The organism is Nonomuraea sp. MTCD27, from assembly GCF_041950495.1.
Lineage (GTDB): Bacteria > Actinomycetota > Actinomycetes > Streptosporangiales > Streptosporangiaceae > Nonomuraea.
Genome location: NZ_JBGNUW010000029.1, coordinates 97,944 through 112,563, shown reverse-complemented (window position 1 = coordinate 112,563; position 14,620 = coordinate 97,944). Strand labels below are relative to the sequence as shown.

The 14,620-nt window shown below is 70.9% G+C and carries 15 protein-coding genes; 2 read left to right on the top strand and 13 right to left on the bottom strand.

The features are described from left to right. Positions 1–10 precede the first annotated feature (10 nt). Positions 11–1,486: a flavin monoamine oxidase family protein gene (locus ACBJ59_RS53825; protein WP_375117750.1), complete on the bottom strand. Its 1,476-nt coding sequence runs from the start codon at positions 1,484–1,486 to the stop codon at positions 11–13. A 331-nt stretch (positions 1,487–1,817) separates the two neighbouring features. Between ACBJ59_RS53825 and ACBJ59_RS53820 the strand changes: the two genes are divergently transcribed. After that, positions 1,818–2,228, top strand: a complete 411-nt coding sequence (locus tag ACBJ59_RS53820) for a hypothetical protein (protein WP_375117749.1) — start codon at positions 1,818–1,820, stop codon at positions 2,226–2,228. Between the two features lie 10 nt (positions 2,229–2,238). Here ACBJ59_RS53820 and ACBJ59_RS53815 read toward each other — a convergent pair whose 3' ends face one another. Together ACBJ59_RS53815 and ACBJ59_RS53810 are read right to left on the bottom strand one after the other, a co-directional pair. Then, the gene (locus ACBJ59_RS53815; RefSeq protein WP_375117748.1) at positions 2,239–2,643 is read right to left on the bottom strand and encodes a YybH family protein; all 405 of its coding nucleotides are present in this window, start codon (positions 2,641–2,643) and stop codon (positions 2,239–2,241) included. Between the two features lie 11 nt (positions 2,644–2,654). After that, the gene (locus tag ACBJ59_RS53810; RefSeq protein WP_375117780.1) at positions 2,655–3,668 is read right to left on the bottom strand and encodes an alcohol dehydrogenase catalytic domain-containing protein; all 1,014 of its coding nucleotides are present in this window, start codon (positions 3,666–3,668) and stop codon (positions 2,655–2,657) included. Positions 3,669–3,853: 185 nt separating this feature from the next. On the opposite strand from ACBJ59_RS53810, the gene ACBJ59_RS53805 reads away from it, so the two are divergent. Continuing rightward, positions 3,854–4,459, top strand: a complete 606-nt coding sequence (locus tag ACBJ59_RS53805) for a TetR/AcrR family transcriptional regulator (RefSeq protein ID WP_375117747.1) — start codon at positions 3,854–3,856, stop codon at positions 4,457–4,459. Positions 4,460–4,539: 80 nt separating this feature from the next. Here ACBJ59_RS53805 and ACBJ59_RS53800 read toward each other — a convergent pair whose 3' ends face one another. The 10 genes from ACBJ59_RS53800 to ACBJ59_RS53755 form a co-directional block, all read right to left on the bottom strand. Continuing rightward, entirely contained in the window at positions 4,540–4,662 is a 123-nt protein-coding gene (locus ACBJ59_RS53800) for a hypothetical protein (protein ID WP_375117746.1), read from the bottom strand. A 386-nt stretch (positions 4,663–5,048) separates the two neighbouring features. Beyond that, positions 5,049–5,189 carry a hypothetical protein gene (locus tag ACBJ59_RS53795; protein WP_375117745.1) on the bottom strand — a complete coding sequence of 47 codons (141 nt, stop codon included), beginning with the start codon at positions 5,187–5,189 and terminating at the stop codon, positions 5,049–5,051. 709 nt (positions 5,190–5,898) lie between these two features. Beyond that, on the bottom strand, positions 5,899–6,570 hold the full coding sequence (locus tag ACBJ59_RS53790) for an RICIN domain-containing protein (RefSeq protein WP_375117744.1): 672 nt from the start codon (positions 6,568–6,570) through the stop codon (positions 5,899–5,901). Between the two features lie 202 nt (positions 6,571–6,772). Then, entirely contained in the window at positions 6,773–8,131 is a 1,359-nt protein-coding gene (locus ACBJ59_RS53785; protein WP_375117743.1) for a S8 family serine peptidase, read from the bottom strand. Between the two features lie 172 nt (positions 8,132–8,303). Next, the gene (locus ACBJ59_RS53780; protein WP_375117742.1) at positions 8,304–9,998 is read right to left on the bottom strand and encodes a hypothetical protein; all 1,695 of its coding nucleotides are present in this window, start codon (positions 9,996–9,998) and stop codon (positions 8,304–8,306) included. Positions 9,999–11,427: 1,429 nt separating this feature from the next. Further along, positions 11,428–11,751 (bottom strand): ABC transporter transmembrane domain-containing protein, encoded by a 324-nt coding sequence (locus ACBJ59_RS53775; protein ID WP_375117741.1) that lies wholly within the window; start codon positions 11,749–11,751, stop codon positions 11,428–11,430. Positions 11,752–11,766: 15 nt separating this feature from the next. Beyond that, complete coding sequence (locus ACBJ59_RS53770; RefSeq protein WP_375117740.1) at positions 11,767–12,117, bottom strand: hypothetical protein; 351 nt, start codon at positions 12,115–12,117, stop codon at positions 11,767–11,769. Further along, on the bottom strand, positions 12,114–12,533 hold the full coding sequence (locus ACBJ59_RS53765; RefSeq protein WP_375117739.1) for a lasso peptide biosynthesis B2 protein: 420 nt from the start codon (positions 12,531–12,533) through the stop codon (positions 12,114–12,116). The genes ACBJ59_RS53770 and ACBJ59_RS53765 overlap by 4 nt, the downstream gene beginning before the upstream one ends. Next, a complete protein-coding gene (locus ACBJ59_RS53760) occupies positions 12,530–12,790 on the bottom strand; it encodes a lasso peptide biosynthesis PqqD family chaperone (protein WP_375117738.1) in 261 nt (86 codons plus the stop codon). Before ACBJ59_RS53760 ends, ACBJ59_RS53765 begins: the two co-directional genes overlap by 4 nt. Then, the gene (locus tag ACBJ59_RS53755; RefSeq protein WP_375117737.1) at positions 12,787–14,619 is read right to left on the bottom strand and encodes an asparagine synthase-related protein; all 1,833 of its coding nucleotides are present in this window, start codon (positions 14,617–14,619) and stop codon (positions 12,787–12,789) included. Before ACBJ59_RS53755 ends, ACBJ59_RS53760 begins: the two co-directional genes overlap by 4 nt. Position 14,620 lies beyond the last annotated feature (1 nt).

Below are 14,620 nucleotides of genomic sequence, written 5' to 3'. Positions count from 1 at the left end.
CGGTGTCCTCTCAGGCGGCGCTCAGCGCGCGCTGGTGCAGCTCGGTGACGACCTTGCGGGCGGATTCCAAGGCCCCCGACTGCCAGGCGATCATGTGGCTCAGCCAGTCGCCCGCGAAGTACACGCGGCCGGCGGGCTTGTTGAGGAGTTGGTACGCGCCCTGGCGCGACGGCCAGCCCACCCATGCGCCCTCGATGTGCGGCTGGAGTTTCCAGGCGACAGACACCGACGAGGCCAGCTCGTCGCGGTACTTCGCGCCGTGGATCCGCATCCCCTGCTCGACCGCGCGGCGCTCGCGATCGGCGTGCTTGAGTGCGGCGTACGCGTCGGCCTGGGCGCCGAAGTTGTAGTAGCCGACGACCAGGCCGCGGGCCGCGCCGTACCCGTAGGAGGGGTACCAGATGGTGGCGAGGTCGAGGTCGGTGCTGGTGATGCCGCCGTAGATGTCCTCGTCGATCTCCCACCAGCGGCGGCGGTATTCCAGCCCGATCTTGCCCGAGTTGGCGACGGTCGGAGTGGAGAGGGCGGCCTGGATCTCCGTGCCCAGGTTGTGCGGGGTTCTGGCGAGGATGTGCGGGGGCATCGCCGCGACGCACAGGTCCGCCTTGATCATTTGGGTGCGGCCGTGGCGGTCCTGGTACTCCACCTCTACGCCGTCCGGCAGGTCGGTGATCTTGGTGACGGTGGAGCGCAGCCGGATCCGTTGCCGCCCGATCCTGCCGGCGAGGGCTCGCGGGATCGCGTCCATGCCGCCGACCGGCTGGAACATCAGCATGGCCTGGTCGTAACCGAACTCGAACGAGAACCGCTGCCCGATGCCGCTCGCCAGCACCTCCGACAGCGATGGCACCGGTCCGAGCACCGTTCCCGGCTGCTCGCCCGCGCCCGGGTTCACGCTGTAGCCGCGGCGGGAGCTTCCGGTGTACTTGAACCCGCTCGCCTTGTTGCCCACCGCCCCGAAGCCCGACAGGAAGGTGATCAGCCGCTCCTTGTCCTGCGTGGTCAGCGCGGCGTCCAACGCGCCCGCGTCGGTGGCGCGCGACAGGAGCTCGGAGACGTACCCGTAGACGTCGGCCTTGGCCGTACGCCAGCGGACGGGGGCCGGCATGTTCTGGTGATAGATGTAGGCCTGGGCGTTGGAGTTGGTGAAGACTTCCAGGTCCACGCCGAGTTCGCGGCAGTAGTCCATGGTCACCATCCACTGCGCCAGCCGTGCCGGGCCGGCGTTCAGGTAGACGCCGTCCCGGAACTGCGCGACCTGCGTGGAGCCGTCCAACTCGGTCAGCCGGTCGCCGCCGCGGATGGTCCAGTTCCGCCCGCCCACCCGGTCGAGGGCCTCCAGGATCGTGCAGTCGTAACCCGCCTTACCCAGCTCGTACGCCGTGGCGAGGCCGGCCATCCCCGCGCCGAGGATCACGACCTTCTTCGCGGACCGCCCGGTGAGCGCGAAGTCGGACGGCTGCGGCGGGTCGAAGGCAGTCTTCACGGACGCCTCGGCGGACGGCGCAAGCCCGAGCGCCCCCATGGTCGAGAAGAGCGCTCCCGCGCCGCCGGATACTCCAACGGCGGACAGAAAGTCGCGTCTGCTGTACCCCAACACCCACCTCCATGATCTCGTTGGAGGTGAGTCTCGGGGTGCCTTGTTGCCACCTATTCGTCCCCGTGTTCCCAGTGAGTTTCGGGGTGATCAACGGGGATTTGAGGCGGATGTGAGCTCAGCCGGGCCGGACTCGCTTGTGGCCATAACCACCGGCAAGAAGGGCCAGCACCCCTTACCCGCGACCTGTAGCGGTCGGCATGTCCGTGCTGTTCTCGTCGTGCTCGCGCGGGGCCTGGGGGAACGGCTGCGGGCCTGGCAATGGGAGGCGATCGCGCTGGGCGCGGTCGCCATCGCCGTGCTCACGGTCGCGTACGGGGGCTGCCCTAAGGCCACCCCGAGCGCGACGCTGACCAGCGGGGTGATGAAGTGGCCGAGCGAGGCGTCGACCACGTGCCCGGTCATCGTCGCCCAGATGAACGACGCCCAGATGAACGACGCCCAGTTGGCGGACGTCAGCACGCCGACGAGGGTGAGCAGCGACAGTGCGCGCGGCCGGCGCATGATCGCGCCACACCCAGCACGACGCCTTGGGGAGCAACTGACACCCATCAACCGTACGCGCCCACGTCAGCCCCGGGAGGTCGCCGGCCGCTCCCACGCCGTGTTTTCCCGGACGATCAGCCGATGAGGCCGGGGCGTCAGACCTGCTCGCGGAACCGCGTGCCGTAGGGGTTGTCGATCGCGTAGCGCCAGAAGCCGTCGGCGCCGCGGTGCGCCACGTCGGTGGCGGAGCCCTTCAGGTGCACGTGGGAACCGTCGGGGCCGGTGCCCTGGACCTCCCAGTCGAGGACGAACAGGGCGACGTCCCCCGCCACGTACAAGTGCCGGGCGTTGGCCTTCATCGGCAGGCCGAACGACATGAAGCCCTCCAGGTGCCGCTCGATCTCGGCGGGGTCGGTCACCGGCTCCCCCGAGTTGGTGACGAACACCGCGCCTTCCTCGTAGAGCCCCATCATCGCGCTGACCTTGCCGGAGTTGAAGCGCTCGAGAAGCGAAGCGGTGAGGCCTTCGGGCTCGGTCGGACGTTTGAAATCACTGGACATCGGTTTTCCTTTCAGGCAAAGGAGATGACGGTACGGAAGCGGGACTTGCCTGCTGCGGTGTGCCGGTAGGCGTCGGCGGCGTGCTCCTTGTCGAAGACGTCCACCATCGGGGTCACCTTGCCTTCGCCGGCGATGCTCAGCGCCTCGACGAGGTACCGGGTGCCGTTGTGTGCGGAGCCCAGGATCTGGACGCTGTTCATGACCATCTGCATGTTGGTCACGGAGAGGGCGTCGAACGCGATGCCCATGAGCACCAGGCGTCCTCGGGGCGCCAGCCCTTGCATGGCGTCGGAGACGGCCTGGTTGGAGCCGTTGGTGTTCAGCAGCACGTCGGCGCCGCCTGCTTCGCGCAGCTGGGCGCCGTCGGAGACGACGACGTCGGCGCCGAGTTCGCGGGCCAGCTCCTGCTTGTCGGGTGAGCGGGTGACGGCGATGGTGGTGAAACCGGCGGCCTTGGCGTACTGGACGGCCAGGTGGCCGAGGCCGCCGATGCCGGAGACGGCGACGCGGTCGCCGGGCTGCGGGCTGGCGCGCCGCAGGCCCGCCCACGCGGTGTAGCCGACGCACATGATGGGCGCGGCGTGCTCGTACGACAGCCCGTCGGGCAGCGGCACCGTGGCCTCGGCGGGGACGGCGACGTAGCCGGCGTGCGTCCCCGGCACGTTCATCCCGGTCAGCACGGGGCTCTCGCAGTTGGCGGCGGTGACGAAGTCGAGCGGCTCGCCCCGCCGGCACCACGCGCACACCCCGCACGCCTTCTGCAGGGTGACGATGCCGACCCGGTCGCCGACCTCGCGGGAGCTCACACCGTCACCGACCGCCACCACCTCACCGGCGCCTTCGTGCCCGAGCGCCATGGGGAAGCCGACTCCGAAGGAGAGCTTGCCCTGGGTGATCAGGACGTCCGTCCCGCAGATGCCGGAGGCGTGCACTCTCACCAGCACTTGACCTGCCGTTACCTCGGGGATCTCGGCGTCTCTGGTCTCCCAGGCGGTGTCGAGGGCGGGTACGACGACTGTTCGCATCTTCGTCACGGGTGTACTCCAAACATTTCATGGAACGGGCCTGTACCATGAAAGTAGGTCCGCGGCGCCGGGCGTGTCAATAGATGCACACGTACGTACTATGAAATTCGGTGTTCGGCACTGTAAAATCGGGTTCCCGCAGGCGGAGGGCCTGCGGGGGAGCGTCAGGAGTTCGAGGCGACCGCATGGCCGAGACGAAGACACCACGCAAATACGAGTTGCGGCGACGCGCCGACGCGATGGAGACGACCCGCCGGCGGATCACCCAGGCGGCCGTCGAACTGCACGGCCGCATCGGGCCTGCCCAAACGACCATCGCGGGCATCGCCGAGCTGGCCGGGGTGCAGCGCCACACGGTCTACCGGCACTTCCCCACGGAGGAGGAGCTGTTCGCCGCCTGCTCCAGCGAATACTGGGGTCACCATCCATGGCCCGACGTCATGCCCTGGAAAGAGATCGGCTCCCCTTCTGACCGGCTCACCACGGCCCTGACCGCCCTCTACGGCTACTACGAGACCGTCGAGCAGATGCTCACGAACGCGCTGAGGGACGCGGCCACGGTCCCCCTGGTCGAACTGAGCCTGCAACCCTTCACCGAATACCTGGACGACGTGGCCGCCATCCTCATCGACGCCTACGCCCCCCAGACCGCCGAGCCCGTCCTGCTGAAAGCGGCCGTTCACCACGCCGTGGAATTCCCCACCTGGCAATCCCTGATCCGCCGCCAGGGCCTTCATCCGGAGGCCGCCGTCACCCTCCTGACCCGCATGATAGGGTCCACGACCCCCTGAGCCCCGGAGTCGTGAAACCCGGAGCCCGCCACCGTGGCAGACCAGAACGGCCCTTCGCGATCCAGCAGGAAGCGGGAGCGTCACTTCACGTGAACGACCCTCTGGACCAGGCCGAGCTCGCGGGCCCGTACGCCGGCCTGGAAGCGTGATTCGGCGCCCAGCGCGTCCATCGGCTCGACTTGCGGGCCACGCGCGACAGCCATGGCCAACCTGCTTGCTTACGTGCCTGACAGACCTTCAAGCAGCTGACCAGCTATTTCGCTTCGCTGCCCAAGATAACGACGGTACCGGGTATCGGAGTGGTCCGGGAAACATCGGCTGCAGACGGTCTGGTCCGGTCGCGAGGTTGGACAACCAACATGCGCTCACAGCCGCCGGTCTAGACCCCGCGGCGAGGTCGGCCCAGGTCGGCCGCCCCAAGGCGTCGGTTCGTTGGTCCGGATGAGCGCTCAGGGAGACACGGAACGGCCTTCCCGATTTGCCCCGGGAAGGCCGTTGTCTTTCCTCCAGGCCCCGGACAACCGCGCCGGACAACTCGCCCTTGAACGGCTGTCGAGCGTCCCGAAGGCGGTCATAGCGAAGACAGGAGCTATTCGGCCGGGCCGAACTGGGCCGTGTAGCAGCGCGGACAAACGATCACCTTGGCGCTGCCCGGAACCTTCCAGCGATACCGGCACAGGCGCGTGCGCCGGCAGCGGATGAGCGTGTCGTTCGGCAGCAACTCGCCCACCTGGGCGAACCCGCTGCCGTCCCCGCGGTCAGCTGGCGGCTGCGGTGGTGCTGCGGTGGTGGTCGAGGGGGTGGCTGGTGCTGGGTCGGTGGGGTGCAGGCCGCGGTCGTCGAGGGTGAAGGTGTGGCCGTCGGCGGGAAGATGATGTTGGGCCGGTCGGAGCTGGTGACTTCGTCGCCGAGGTGGGTGGGGACGAGGGTGAGGGCGGGGTGGCGGTCGGCGAGGGCAGGGTGGACACTGCACCAACTGAACCGCGGCCGGGCTCCTGGGCGGCCTGGTGCCGGCGCTGGCCGGCCACCGCGACCAGGCGTGTACGCCTGCAGCCCGCCCGGCCCGGGCCGCCCGCACCGGCGCGGTGTCGGGCGCACCCGCTCGCATCCTGCAGATCCACCGGCGGGAGGGACGTCTTGCCCCTTCACCCCAGTGTGGAAGAGGCGATCACTCGTCTGACACCGGCCGACGTGGGCCATCCGCGGCGACCGGCCTGATCTGCCTGACCGGCGGCCGGTGGAAACGAGCCGGAAGGCATCGGCGCTGAACGACCGTGGCCGGCTTGCGGGAGCCGCGGCCGCTCACGCCTGCGCGCATCGGCGGCTCCCACGGGCGGGCGAGGCGATGGTTACCTCGCCGTGGCTGCGCCGGCCTGGCCGGGTGCGGACGCCACCGTTGCGGTGTCCGCACCCGGCCTCACGGGTGGTGCGGGGCTGCCTTAGCGGGAGACCGACCAGTAGAAGTTGGGGGTGTAGCCGTCGTCGTGCAGGACGGTGTACTCGTTGGGGAGGTTGCCGTAGACGGGCCGGATGGCGTCGCTGGTGGTGTAGGAGACGAACTTGACGGTGCGCCAGTCACCGTTGCGGTCGGGCTCGGCCCGCCACAGGAACTCATCGCCGCTGCCGCAGGTCTTGACGACGGCGCTGGGCAGGCCTTCGACCCAGCCGCCGGGAACGGCGCACTTGTTGGACTTGGCGTTGCGCATGCGGAACCAGACCTGGCCGCGCCGCGTTTGCGCTTCTTCGAAGAACCACTCGTTGGCCGGAGGGATCACGCCGGCTTCCCAGGCGAGCAGGCGGCAGAAGCCGTCGACGCACGAGGGGTCGGAGTAGCCCTCGTGGATGAGGTAGCCGTTGGTCTTGACGTTCTCGACCACGTGGCGGCGGCCGTCGTCGACGAACGGCGGCATGTCCGCGACCGGCGCGGGCGGGGGCACGGGCACGGGGGTAGGGGCGTGCGCCAGCTGGGCGGACTCGGCTGACCGGACCGACTGGGCTGACCGGTCGGGGGTCGCGCCCGCCGGCGCGGGCATGAGTAGGCCGCCGGCCAGTGCGAACGCTGACAGCGCGGCCGGAAGGCCGATCTTGATGGCGGTACGCGGCGACTTCATGGGGTTCCTTTCGCGAGAGAGTGCTGGAGGATGCGCATGGATGGGCGGGGACGGCCGCTGGACGAAGCGGCGGTCGAGACGTCGGCCGTCACGGTTGACGACGCGGGCACGTCCCGGAGGAGCTCGCTCGCGCGGCGCGTGCGGCGCCGGGCCCGCCACTCGTTCGATGATCATTACCGCGGGTCCTGCCTGCGGCCGGCGCTCAGGCGGCCCGCTGGCGGAATTTGTCCAGCGCGGCGATCAGGGCCGGCGGGTCGATGATGCCGTAGCCGTACTCGTAGTCGAAGCCGGCCGTGCTGCGGTCCTCGGCGGTGCGTTGCAGCAGGGTGCGCAGCTGGGAGGGGAACAGGCGCGAGCCGGGGTGCCGGGTGCGCAGGGCCGCGATGACGCCGGCGGCGACGGGGCAGGCGGTGGAGGTGCCCGTGTCGGCGCGAAGATCGGTGGCCTCGGAGCCGAGGAAGTGGGTGTAGGAGCTGATGTCGGGCTTCTTGTCGGCCAGGCGGGCGGGGCCTTTGGTGGAGTAGCCGGCGCGCGTTCCGTGGACGTCGACGCCGGCCACGGTGACGGCCTTGGGGTGGCCGTTGGCGCCGACGATGTCGAAGAAGGCGTTCGGGTTGCTGTTGGGGCAGTCCTGGCCGCCGTTGCCGGCGGAGAAGACGATGTCGGCGCCGGCCGCTTCCAGGCTGCCGAGCATGACGTTGAACGGGTGCATCGGGTTGCCGGCGTAGTTGCCGGGATGTCCTGGCGGCAGGTCGTCGTTCCTGTTGTTGAGTCCCCAGCTGTTGCTGACCACCAGGGTGCGGGAAGCCTCGGGCAGGTTCATCAGCACCTGCCACAGGTGGGCGTAGGCGGCTACGGCGTCCGACAGCAGACCGGTGACGGTGGTCTTGCGGGTCTGCATGATGGGGATGTCGAGCAGGGTCGCCTTCGGCGCGGCGATCAGCGCGTTGAACGCGCACAGGCTGCCGTGGGCGACCGGGTAGCGGCCGGGGTTCGGTTGGGTGCCCGGAGGGCTCCAGCTGCGGTCGCCGTCGATGAGGAACCGGCGGCCGAGTTTGGTGCTGACGTGGTCGTAGTTGATGCCGCCGTCCACGATCGCCAGCAGGACGTCGTGCCCGTCGTAACCGGCTGCGTGCAACTGTTCGACGTGCAGGAGGCGTTCGACGTCGTGCCAGTCCCCGAGCGGCACATCGCCGTCGCAGGCCAGGGTGGTGCCGATGGCGGGGTCGGCGAAGACACCCCTCACCTCGCGCACGGTCGAGGTCAGCAGGTTCCACCGAGCGGGCAGCTCGTCCTCGGCTATCTCCCCGCGTACCAGCACCGAGGCGTGCTCGGCGGACCGGGAGAAGCTGCCCGGATGCGGGCTGAGCGAGGACAGCAGGCCGCCGCTGCGTGGCGTGGCCGTAGAGGCGGGGCCGGGCAGCGGCACCGGCTTGAAGACCTGGTCGAGAAGGACACCGGGCAGATCACCGACCACATCGGCGACGGTGGATGCCACGCCGGGATCGAGAACCGAGGTGATGACGTCTTGGGGTGGGCGCAGCTGGATCAGGACACGCACGACAGTTCACCTACTCTGCGAAGGCGGCATAAGACCGCTGCAGGGACATGGAGGAAGGCGGCCGGGGCGAGGACGTCGCCGAGCCGCCACCGGGGTCCCTCCCGCCCTGACCGGGGCGAGAGAGACGCTGGACAGCGCAGTTCAGCGACCGATCACCACAGTGGGGACACAACTACTCGCAAACGCAGTAGCAACGCCCACCCCCGCTCCCGGCGCCGACCTGAACGAGGTAAGGGCCGTTCGGGCCGAACACGATGGCGTAGGTGATCCCGCCGATCGTGAGTGTGCCGCCGCCTCCGCCCCCGGTGTTCCCGCCCCCGGTGTTGCCGGCGCCGGTGTTGCCGCCGCCGACCGGGATGAGGATGAGCTGGCCGTTCGGGCCGTACCCGATGGTGTAGGTGTTGCCGCCGATCGTGAGTGTGCCGCCACCTCCACCACCTGTGTTGCCGCCCCCGGTGTTGTCGCCGCCGCCGTGGGGTGTGGTGATGCAGTCCGGTTGCGGGTGCACGCAGATGGTGCTGATCGCGGTGGCCGGGACGTCGGTGCCGGTTTCGTTGGCGCCGGCGGTGGCGGTGTTGTGGAACGTGCCGGCTGCGGTCACCTTGGCGTGGAGGATCAGGTGGGCGGTGGCGCCCACGGGCAGGGTGCCGACGTCCCACAGTCCGGTGGCAGGGTCGTAGGCGCCGGTGCTGGGGGTGGCGGACAGGAACGCCAGGGTGGCGGGCAGCTTGTCGATGACCTGTACGCCGGTGGCCTGGGTGGGGCCGTGGTTGGTGACGGCCAGGTGGTAGGTGACGACCTCGCCGACGGTGGCGTGCACCTGGTTGGCGGCCTTGATGAGGCCGAGATCCACCGCGCGGGCGGTGTTGTGGGTGGAGCTGTTGGAGGTCGAGGTCAGATGCTCGACCTCGTCGCCGTAGGTGTTGTCGTAGGTGGCCTCGGCCTGGTTGGCCAGGGCGCGACCGGTGCCGTCGCGTTCTACCTTGACCCGGAACTCCACGGTGGTGCCGTCGGGCAACTCGGTGGTGGGGTGGAGCATGCCGCCATGGCCGTCGCCCGCGCCGTCGCCGAGGGGGATGGTCAGCCGCCGGGTGCCGGCGTCGTAGCGGCTGTTGCGGCCGCTGTTCTTGGCACCGGAGCCGGGGCCGTCCACGATGCGCAGCGAGCCGTCGACGTAGCTGGTGCCGGCGGGGATGACATCGCGCAGGATGACGTTTTCGGCCGGGACACCGCCTTCGTTTTTGAGGTTGACGCGGTAGGTGATGGTGTCGCCGACCCCGGCTCCCGTCTCGGGCTCGACGCTCTTGGTCACCACCACGCAGGGCGCGGTGCCGAAGAAGATGCCGTCCAGGAAGTTGCCGATGGTGGAGTCTCCGCCGGCGGCCGAGACGGACTTGAAGGCGAAGCGGGTGGTGCTCTGACCGGCCGGCACCGTGTAGGAGCCGGTGTGCTCGCCCCAGGCGTCGGTGCCGTCGGCGAGGTCGGCGCTCTCGTAGTTCGGGGCGAACTGCTGCCCGCCGGCCGGGGGCGGGCCGATCTGCACCCTCATGGTGTCCTCGCCGTTTCGGCCGCGGTGCAGCAGCCGCCAGTACAGCCGGGTGCCGGGGGTGGTGGGCAGGTCTTGGTAGAGGGTGGAGACCTGGTTGGCGTTCAGTTCGGCGAACTGCTTGCCGTCGCCGGCGGGCACGCCCCGGTAGCCGTGCGGCCACAGCTCGATCTGGCCGTCGGTGGCGGTGGTGAACCAGCCCGGCACATCGTTCTGGTCCTGGAAGTCCACGTCGTTGCCGGGGATCGTGGGTTCTTCGAAGCTGCCGTTGATCAGGGCGATCCGCTGCGGGCAGCCGCCCGGGGCGGGTTGCTGGGGCATGGACACGAGGGAGCCCTTTCTGTGGGGGATGTCCGGTGGAGCCTCCGAACCGGTCGGCGGAGGACAGGCAGGAGCCGCTGTCACGGCGGCGGATTTCGTGCGGATCCAGCGGTTCAGCACGCGCCGCAGGACGACAGGGACGAAGTCGTGGCTGGAGAACACAGGATTTGCAGCGGCGATCGCCGGCCCGGGCGGACGCTCTTCTGCGGGCCGGGCGATGTGGGGGTGGTCGGGGGTCGGCACGCTCGCGGCGGCGGCCCTCGAAGCGGGCGGGGGTTGTTCAACGGCCGGCGGGTGATCCGTGGCCGATGGTCGATGGCCAGGCGGCGCTGCTTGCGCGTGGTGCGCGGAAAGGAGTCACGTGGCGTTGCCGGGCGGTCAGCGCCGCGTCGTACGGCTAGGGTGTGGGCTGCTCGGGAAGGGTGGTGCCGGGGCAGGTGGCGGCGATGGCGCTCTTCTCCCGTTCATCGGCGCTCAGGCCCCAGCGGCGTTTGATCGCGGTCCATTCGGCGGCGTAGCGACAGTGGACGGACTTGTACGGGGGCAGCTATTCGGCCACATCACGGTCGGCCTTCGCCGGTTGCTGCGGACGGTGACGGCGACCAGGTGGTGGGCGGCGTCCAGATCGTTGGCGTAGGCCACACGCTGCTCGACGGTCCAGGCCGAGGCGCCCGAGTCCCATGCTTCGGCCAGCGGCACGACATGGTCGATGTCGAGGTCGGCCGCATCCTCGATGAGTACCTCGCGGCGGGAGTGCGGTGGAAGCTGGTGCGCTGGTAGCCGTCGCGGCTCTCGTCCGCGGCGGGCAACTCGGCGACCGCAACCGCAAGCAGCAGCAGGGGCGGGAGCGAGGGAGGCCAGGTGCGTCGCTGTGATCGCGGTGGCGGTGAGGGAACGCAGGGGAACAGACATGATCCTCCAGCGGCCAAGGAGGTTGGCGGGGCAGGCGCCCAGCACACCGATATGTACAGACAGTAGTTGAATAACTACTGTAAGTTATAGAGCGTGAGGGTGACGCCTCGCTTACTTGAGCAAGAGAATTCGGATTAGCTGTTACAGCCATACGTTTTGAGCTGTTGCTGCCCCGCTCATTACCCCGGCCATGAGCCCGGCTTGATGACGTTCTCCGCCACAGCAGAGCCAGCCCGTCACCCTTTGGAAAGCTTCCCCAGCCGCCCCCGGCGGCCGAGCGCCGGGCACGGTCGCGGCCTCGGTCGAGTGCTTCCTCAACTCCCTGCAGGCCGCCACCACCCGGCGCAACCACACTGCCACGCTCGCCCGCCTGACCGCCCAGGCCGGCCAGCGGCCCGTCGCGGGCCTCGCCCCGGACGACTACGCCGCCGCCATGGACCGATGGGCGAGCGCGGCGGCGGCCACCTGGAACCGGCACCTGTCCGCCCTGGCCTCCTTCACCGCCTGGAAACGCTCTTCACCGACCAGGCGCACGTCCTGCGCGAACGCGAGCTGTGGCGCAGGCCCGGACGGCTTCACCGATCCTGGTTTGCTCGCGCTCCTCGGCGCGCCCGGCTCGTACGGTTCGGATCGCGCCGAGGGCGCGGTCGTGCTCGGCGCTCATCGCACCCACGCTCGCCTGGGTCTGCTCGGAGGCGGTGCGGATGCCCGCCAGCATGACCTCGATCAGTGCCGTGGACGCGGCGATGATGACCAGCACGAGGGTGAACAGGGCCGGGTCCAGCCAGAGCATCAGGGCGATGGCCATCACCGCGGCCAGCGTGCTGGTGATGATGTCCACGACGGCGTTGGGCGATCACATCGCGGAGCTGCCCGGCGTCGGTGCCGACGCGGGAGATGAGGTCGGCGCGCCGGTGCCGGCCGTAGACGTCCATCGGCAGCCGCAGCAACCGCCGATCATGCCGGTGTGCAGCCCGAACACCACGTGCTCGGCGGTGCGGCCCACGGCGTAGCGCCCGTACGCCTGCACCGCGGCCTGCGCGGCGAACGGCCCGGCCAGCAACGGCTGTGCCATGCCCAGCCCGGCGCCCAGCCCGGCGCCCAGCAGGCCGAGCAGCACGGCCATGGCGACGACCGGCCGGTGCGCGCGCAGCAGCCGGGCCAGGTGCCGGGCTCCGGCCCTTTCGGGACCGGGTGCCGCGCTCACCCGTCGCCGGCCGGTGGGGGGATGACGATGGTGGGGTGGAAGCGGGCGGGCGGCTCGTCGATGGGACGGCCGTCCGCCTCGATCCAGGCGTGGGCGGCGAACGGGTGCACGCGTACTCCCGTACACCAGGTGGGCCAGGCCCCGTGCAGCCGGCACAGGAGCGCGGCGGCGATCGAGCGCGGCAGGCATCCCTGCCCGGCACAGAACAGGCTGACCGCGATCACCGCGTCCCGCGCCCGCTTGGCCTGATCGGCGGTGGCCGGGACGGCGCCGCGCCGGGCGAGCTCCAGCACGGCCCGGATCCGGGCCGGCGGCAGCCGGGCGATCAGGCGCGCGGCGGCCACCGCGGCCATGGCGGATGGACGACGGCGCCAGGACAGGCGCGGCCGCTCAGCGGGCAACATGGGAACGCTCACCGCTGCTCCTCCTCGACCAGACCGGCTTCGCGTAGCTGGGCCAGGAACGCGGCGACGTCGGCCTCGGCGGTGGGCGCGGCGGCGGGATGGGCGCGTGCCAGGTCGCCGGCCGCTCCGGCGGGGTCGCCGCCCGCCAGCAGGCTGCGCAGCACCAGCGTCGCGGTGGCGTTGAGCTGCAGGTAGCGGCCTGTGCGCTCGTCCAGCAGCACGGCGGCCTCGTCGACGGAGGTGAAGGTGACACCGGAGCGAAGTCTCATGGTCGTCTCCCATGGTCGGGGGCGGGCAGGGCGCGCAGCCAGTTCTCCATGGCGGCGAACAGCTCCAGGTCGCCGCCGGGATCGGCCTGTGCCGGGGTGCGCAGGCAGGCGCGGCGCAGCGCGGTCTCGTCGGCCAGCCCGAGCGCGGCCAGCCGGGAGCCGTCGGCGAGTGCGACGAGCTGGTCGCGGTGGCGGCGCAGCCCCTCGAAGAGGGTGCTGGAGAACTCACCCTTGGTGGTGCGGCGCAGGCACTGCTCGGGGACGCGGCCGGCCATGGCCGCGACCGTCAGAGGCTTGTAGGCGCCGGGGCGGGCGCGCTGGTCCAGGCGGGTGGCCAGGCAGGCGTCGATCACGGCGGTGTCCAGGTACGGTGCGTGCACGGTGGCTCCGTGGCGGGCGGTCAGGCGCTGCAGCTGGCGCAGGTCGGCGGCGCTGTTGTGGATGACGGCGGCGATCTGGTGCTGGGCCCGCCGCCCCGCCAGCGGCCGGGCATCGGCGGCGGCCCGGCGCAGCATCGGACCGAGGGCGGCGGCGACGTCAGGGTGGGCCCACGAGGGCAGCCGCATCGGCCCCTCCCAGCCCAGCTCCGGCCGGTACCGCGACGGATGCGGCGCGGTGAGCAGGTCGGCCTGGGAGGCCAGCCAGCCGGGATAGGAGCGGTGTTCGGCCAGCGCGGTCAGGCTGGCGGCAAGCGGCCAGCGGGCCAGCGCCCGGTACTCGCGCAACCGCGACCACCACGACAGGGGCCGCGCCCGTACCAGATCGTGCAGGTGGCATGGCGGCACGAAGGTGACCTCGTCCCCGCCGTGCCCGGTCAGGTGGACGCGGGCTCCGTGATCGGCGAGCAACGCGGCCACGGCGACGTCGCGCCGTACCGTGGTGATCACGCCGAGCGGCTCGTCCAGGCCGGTCACCGGTTCGGCCACGCCGGCGTATCGGCCGGGCACCTCGCCGGGGGCGAGCACCAGGTGGTCACCCGTCAGCAGGCGGGCCGCCCTGGAAGCCCACCGTTCGTCGTCGTGATCGGCTTGGTCCACGCCGGTCCGTACGGTGACCAGCCGGCCGCCGCCGTCCTGGACGGCGCTTTGGGCCAGGAAACACAGCGGGGTGGAGTCCAGCCCGCCGGACAGGTCGGCCGCGATCGTCTCCCCCGCGCGGGTACGGCAGGCCACCGCCTCGGCCAGCGCCCGCCCCACCAGCGGAGCGGCTTCCCGCAGGTCCATGACGGGCTCGGGCGGACGCCACCACCGGGTCAGCCGTACCGGCCCGTTCGCGGGCAGGTCGGCGGCGTGGCCGGGGGGAACGGCGTGCACGTTCCGCCACATCGAGCCTGACAGGACGGGCGAGGTGGATTGCAGCAGGCGCACCATGAGCCGGTCGAGGTCCACCTCGGAGCCGTGCCAGACGGCCAGCAGGTCGGCCCGGTCGGCGGCCACCGCCGACGCGCCGGCTCTGGTGTGGAAGACCCTGCGCATTCCGGCGGCGTCGCCGCGCACACGCACTTCACCATCCACCGCCGTGACCAGGTGGAAACTGCCGGGCAGCCCGGCCACCAGCTCGTCGGCCGAGTCGAGGCCCGTGAGCCGGGCCGCCCGGCGTTCCAGGTCGGCGGCGGTGACCGGACAGCACCCGATCACCGCCACCCGGATCGGGCCGGCGACGGCGCAGACCAGAGCCCCAGCGGTGAAGGCTCCGATCAGGCACGGCCGGCCGGAGGCGTGGCGCAGCGCCACGTCCGCTCCCGGCCGCGCGGCCAGGCCGGCCGCGCAGTCCTGGGCCGCGGCGCTGTCAGGCAGCACCGCGAACCACTCACTCCCGTGAGCCGGCACC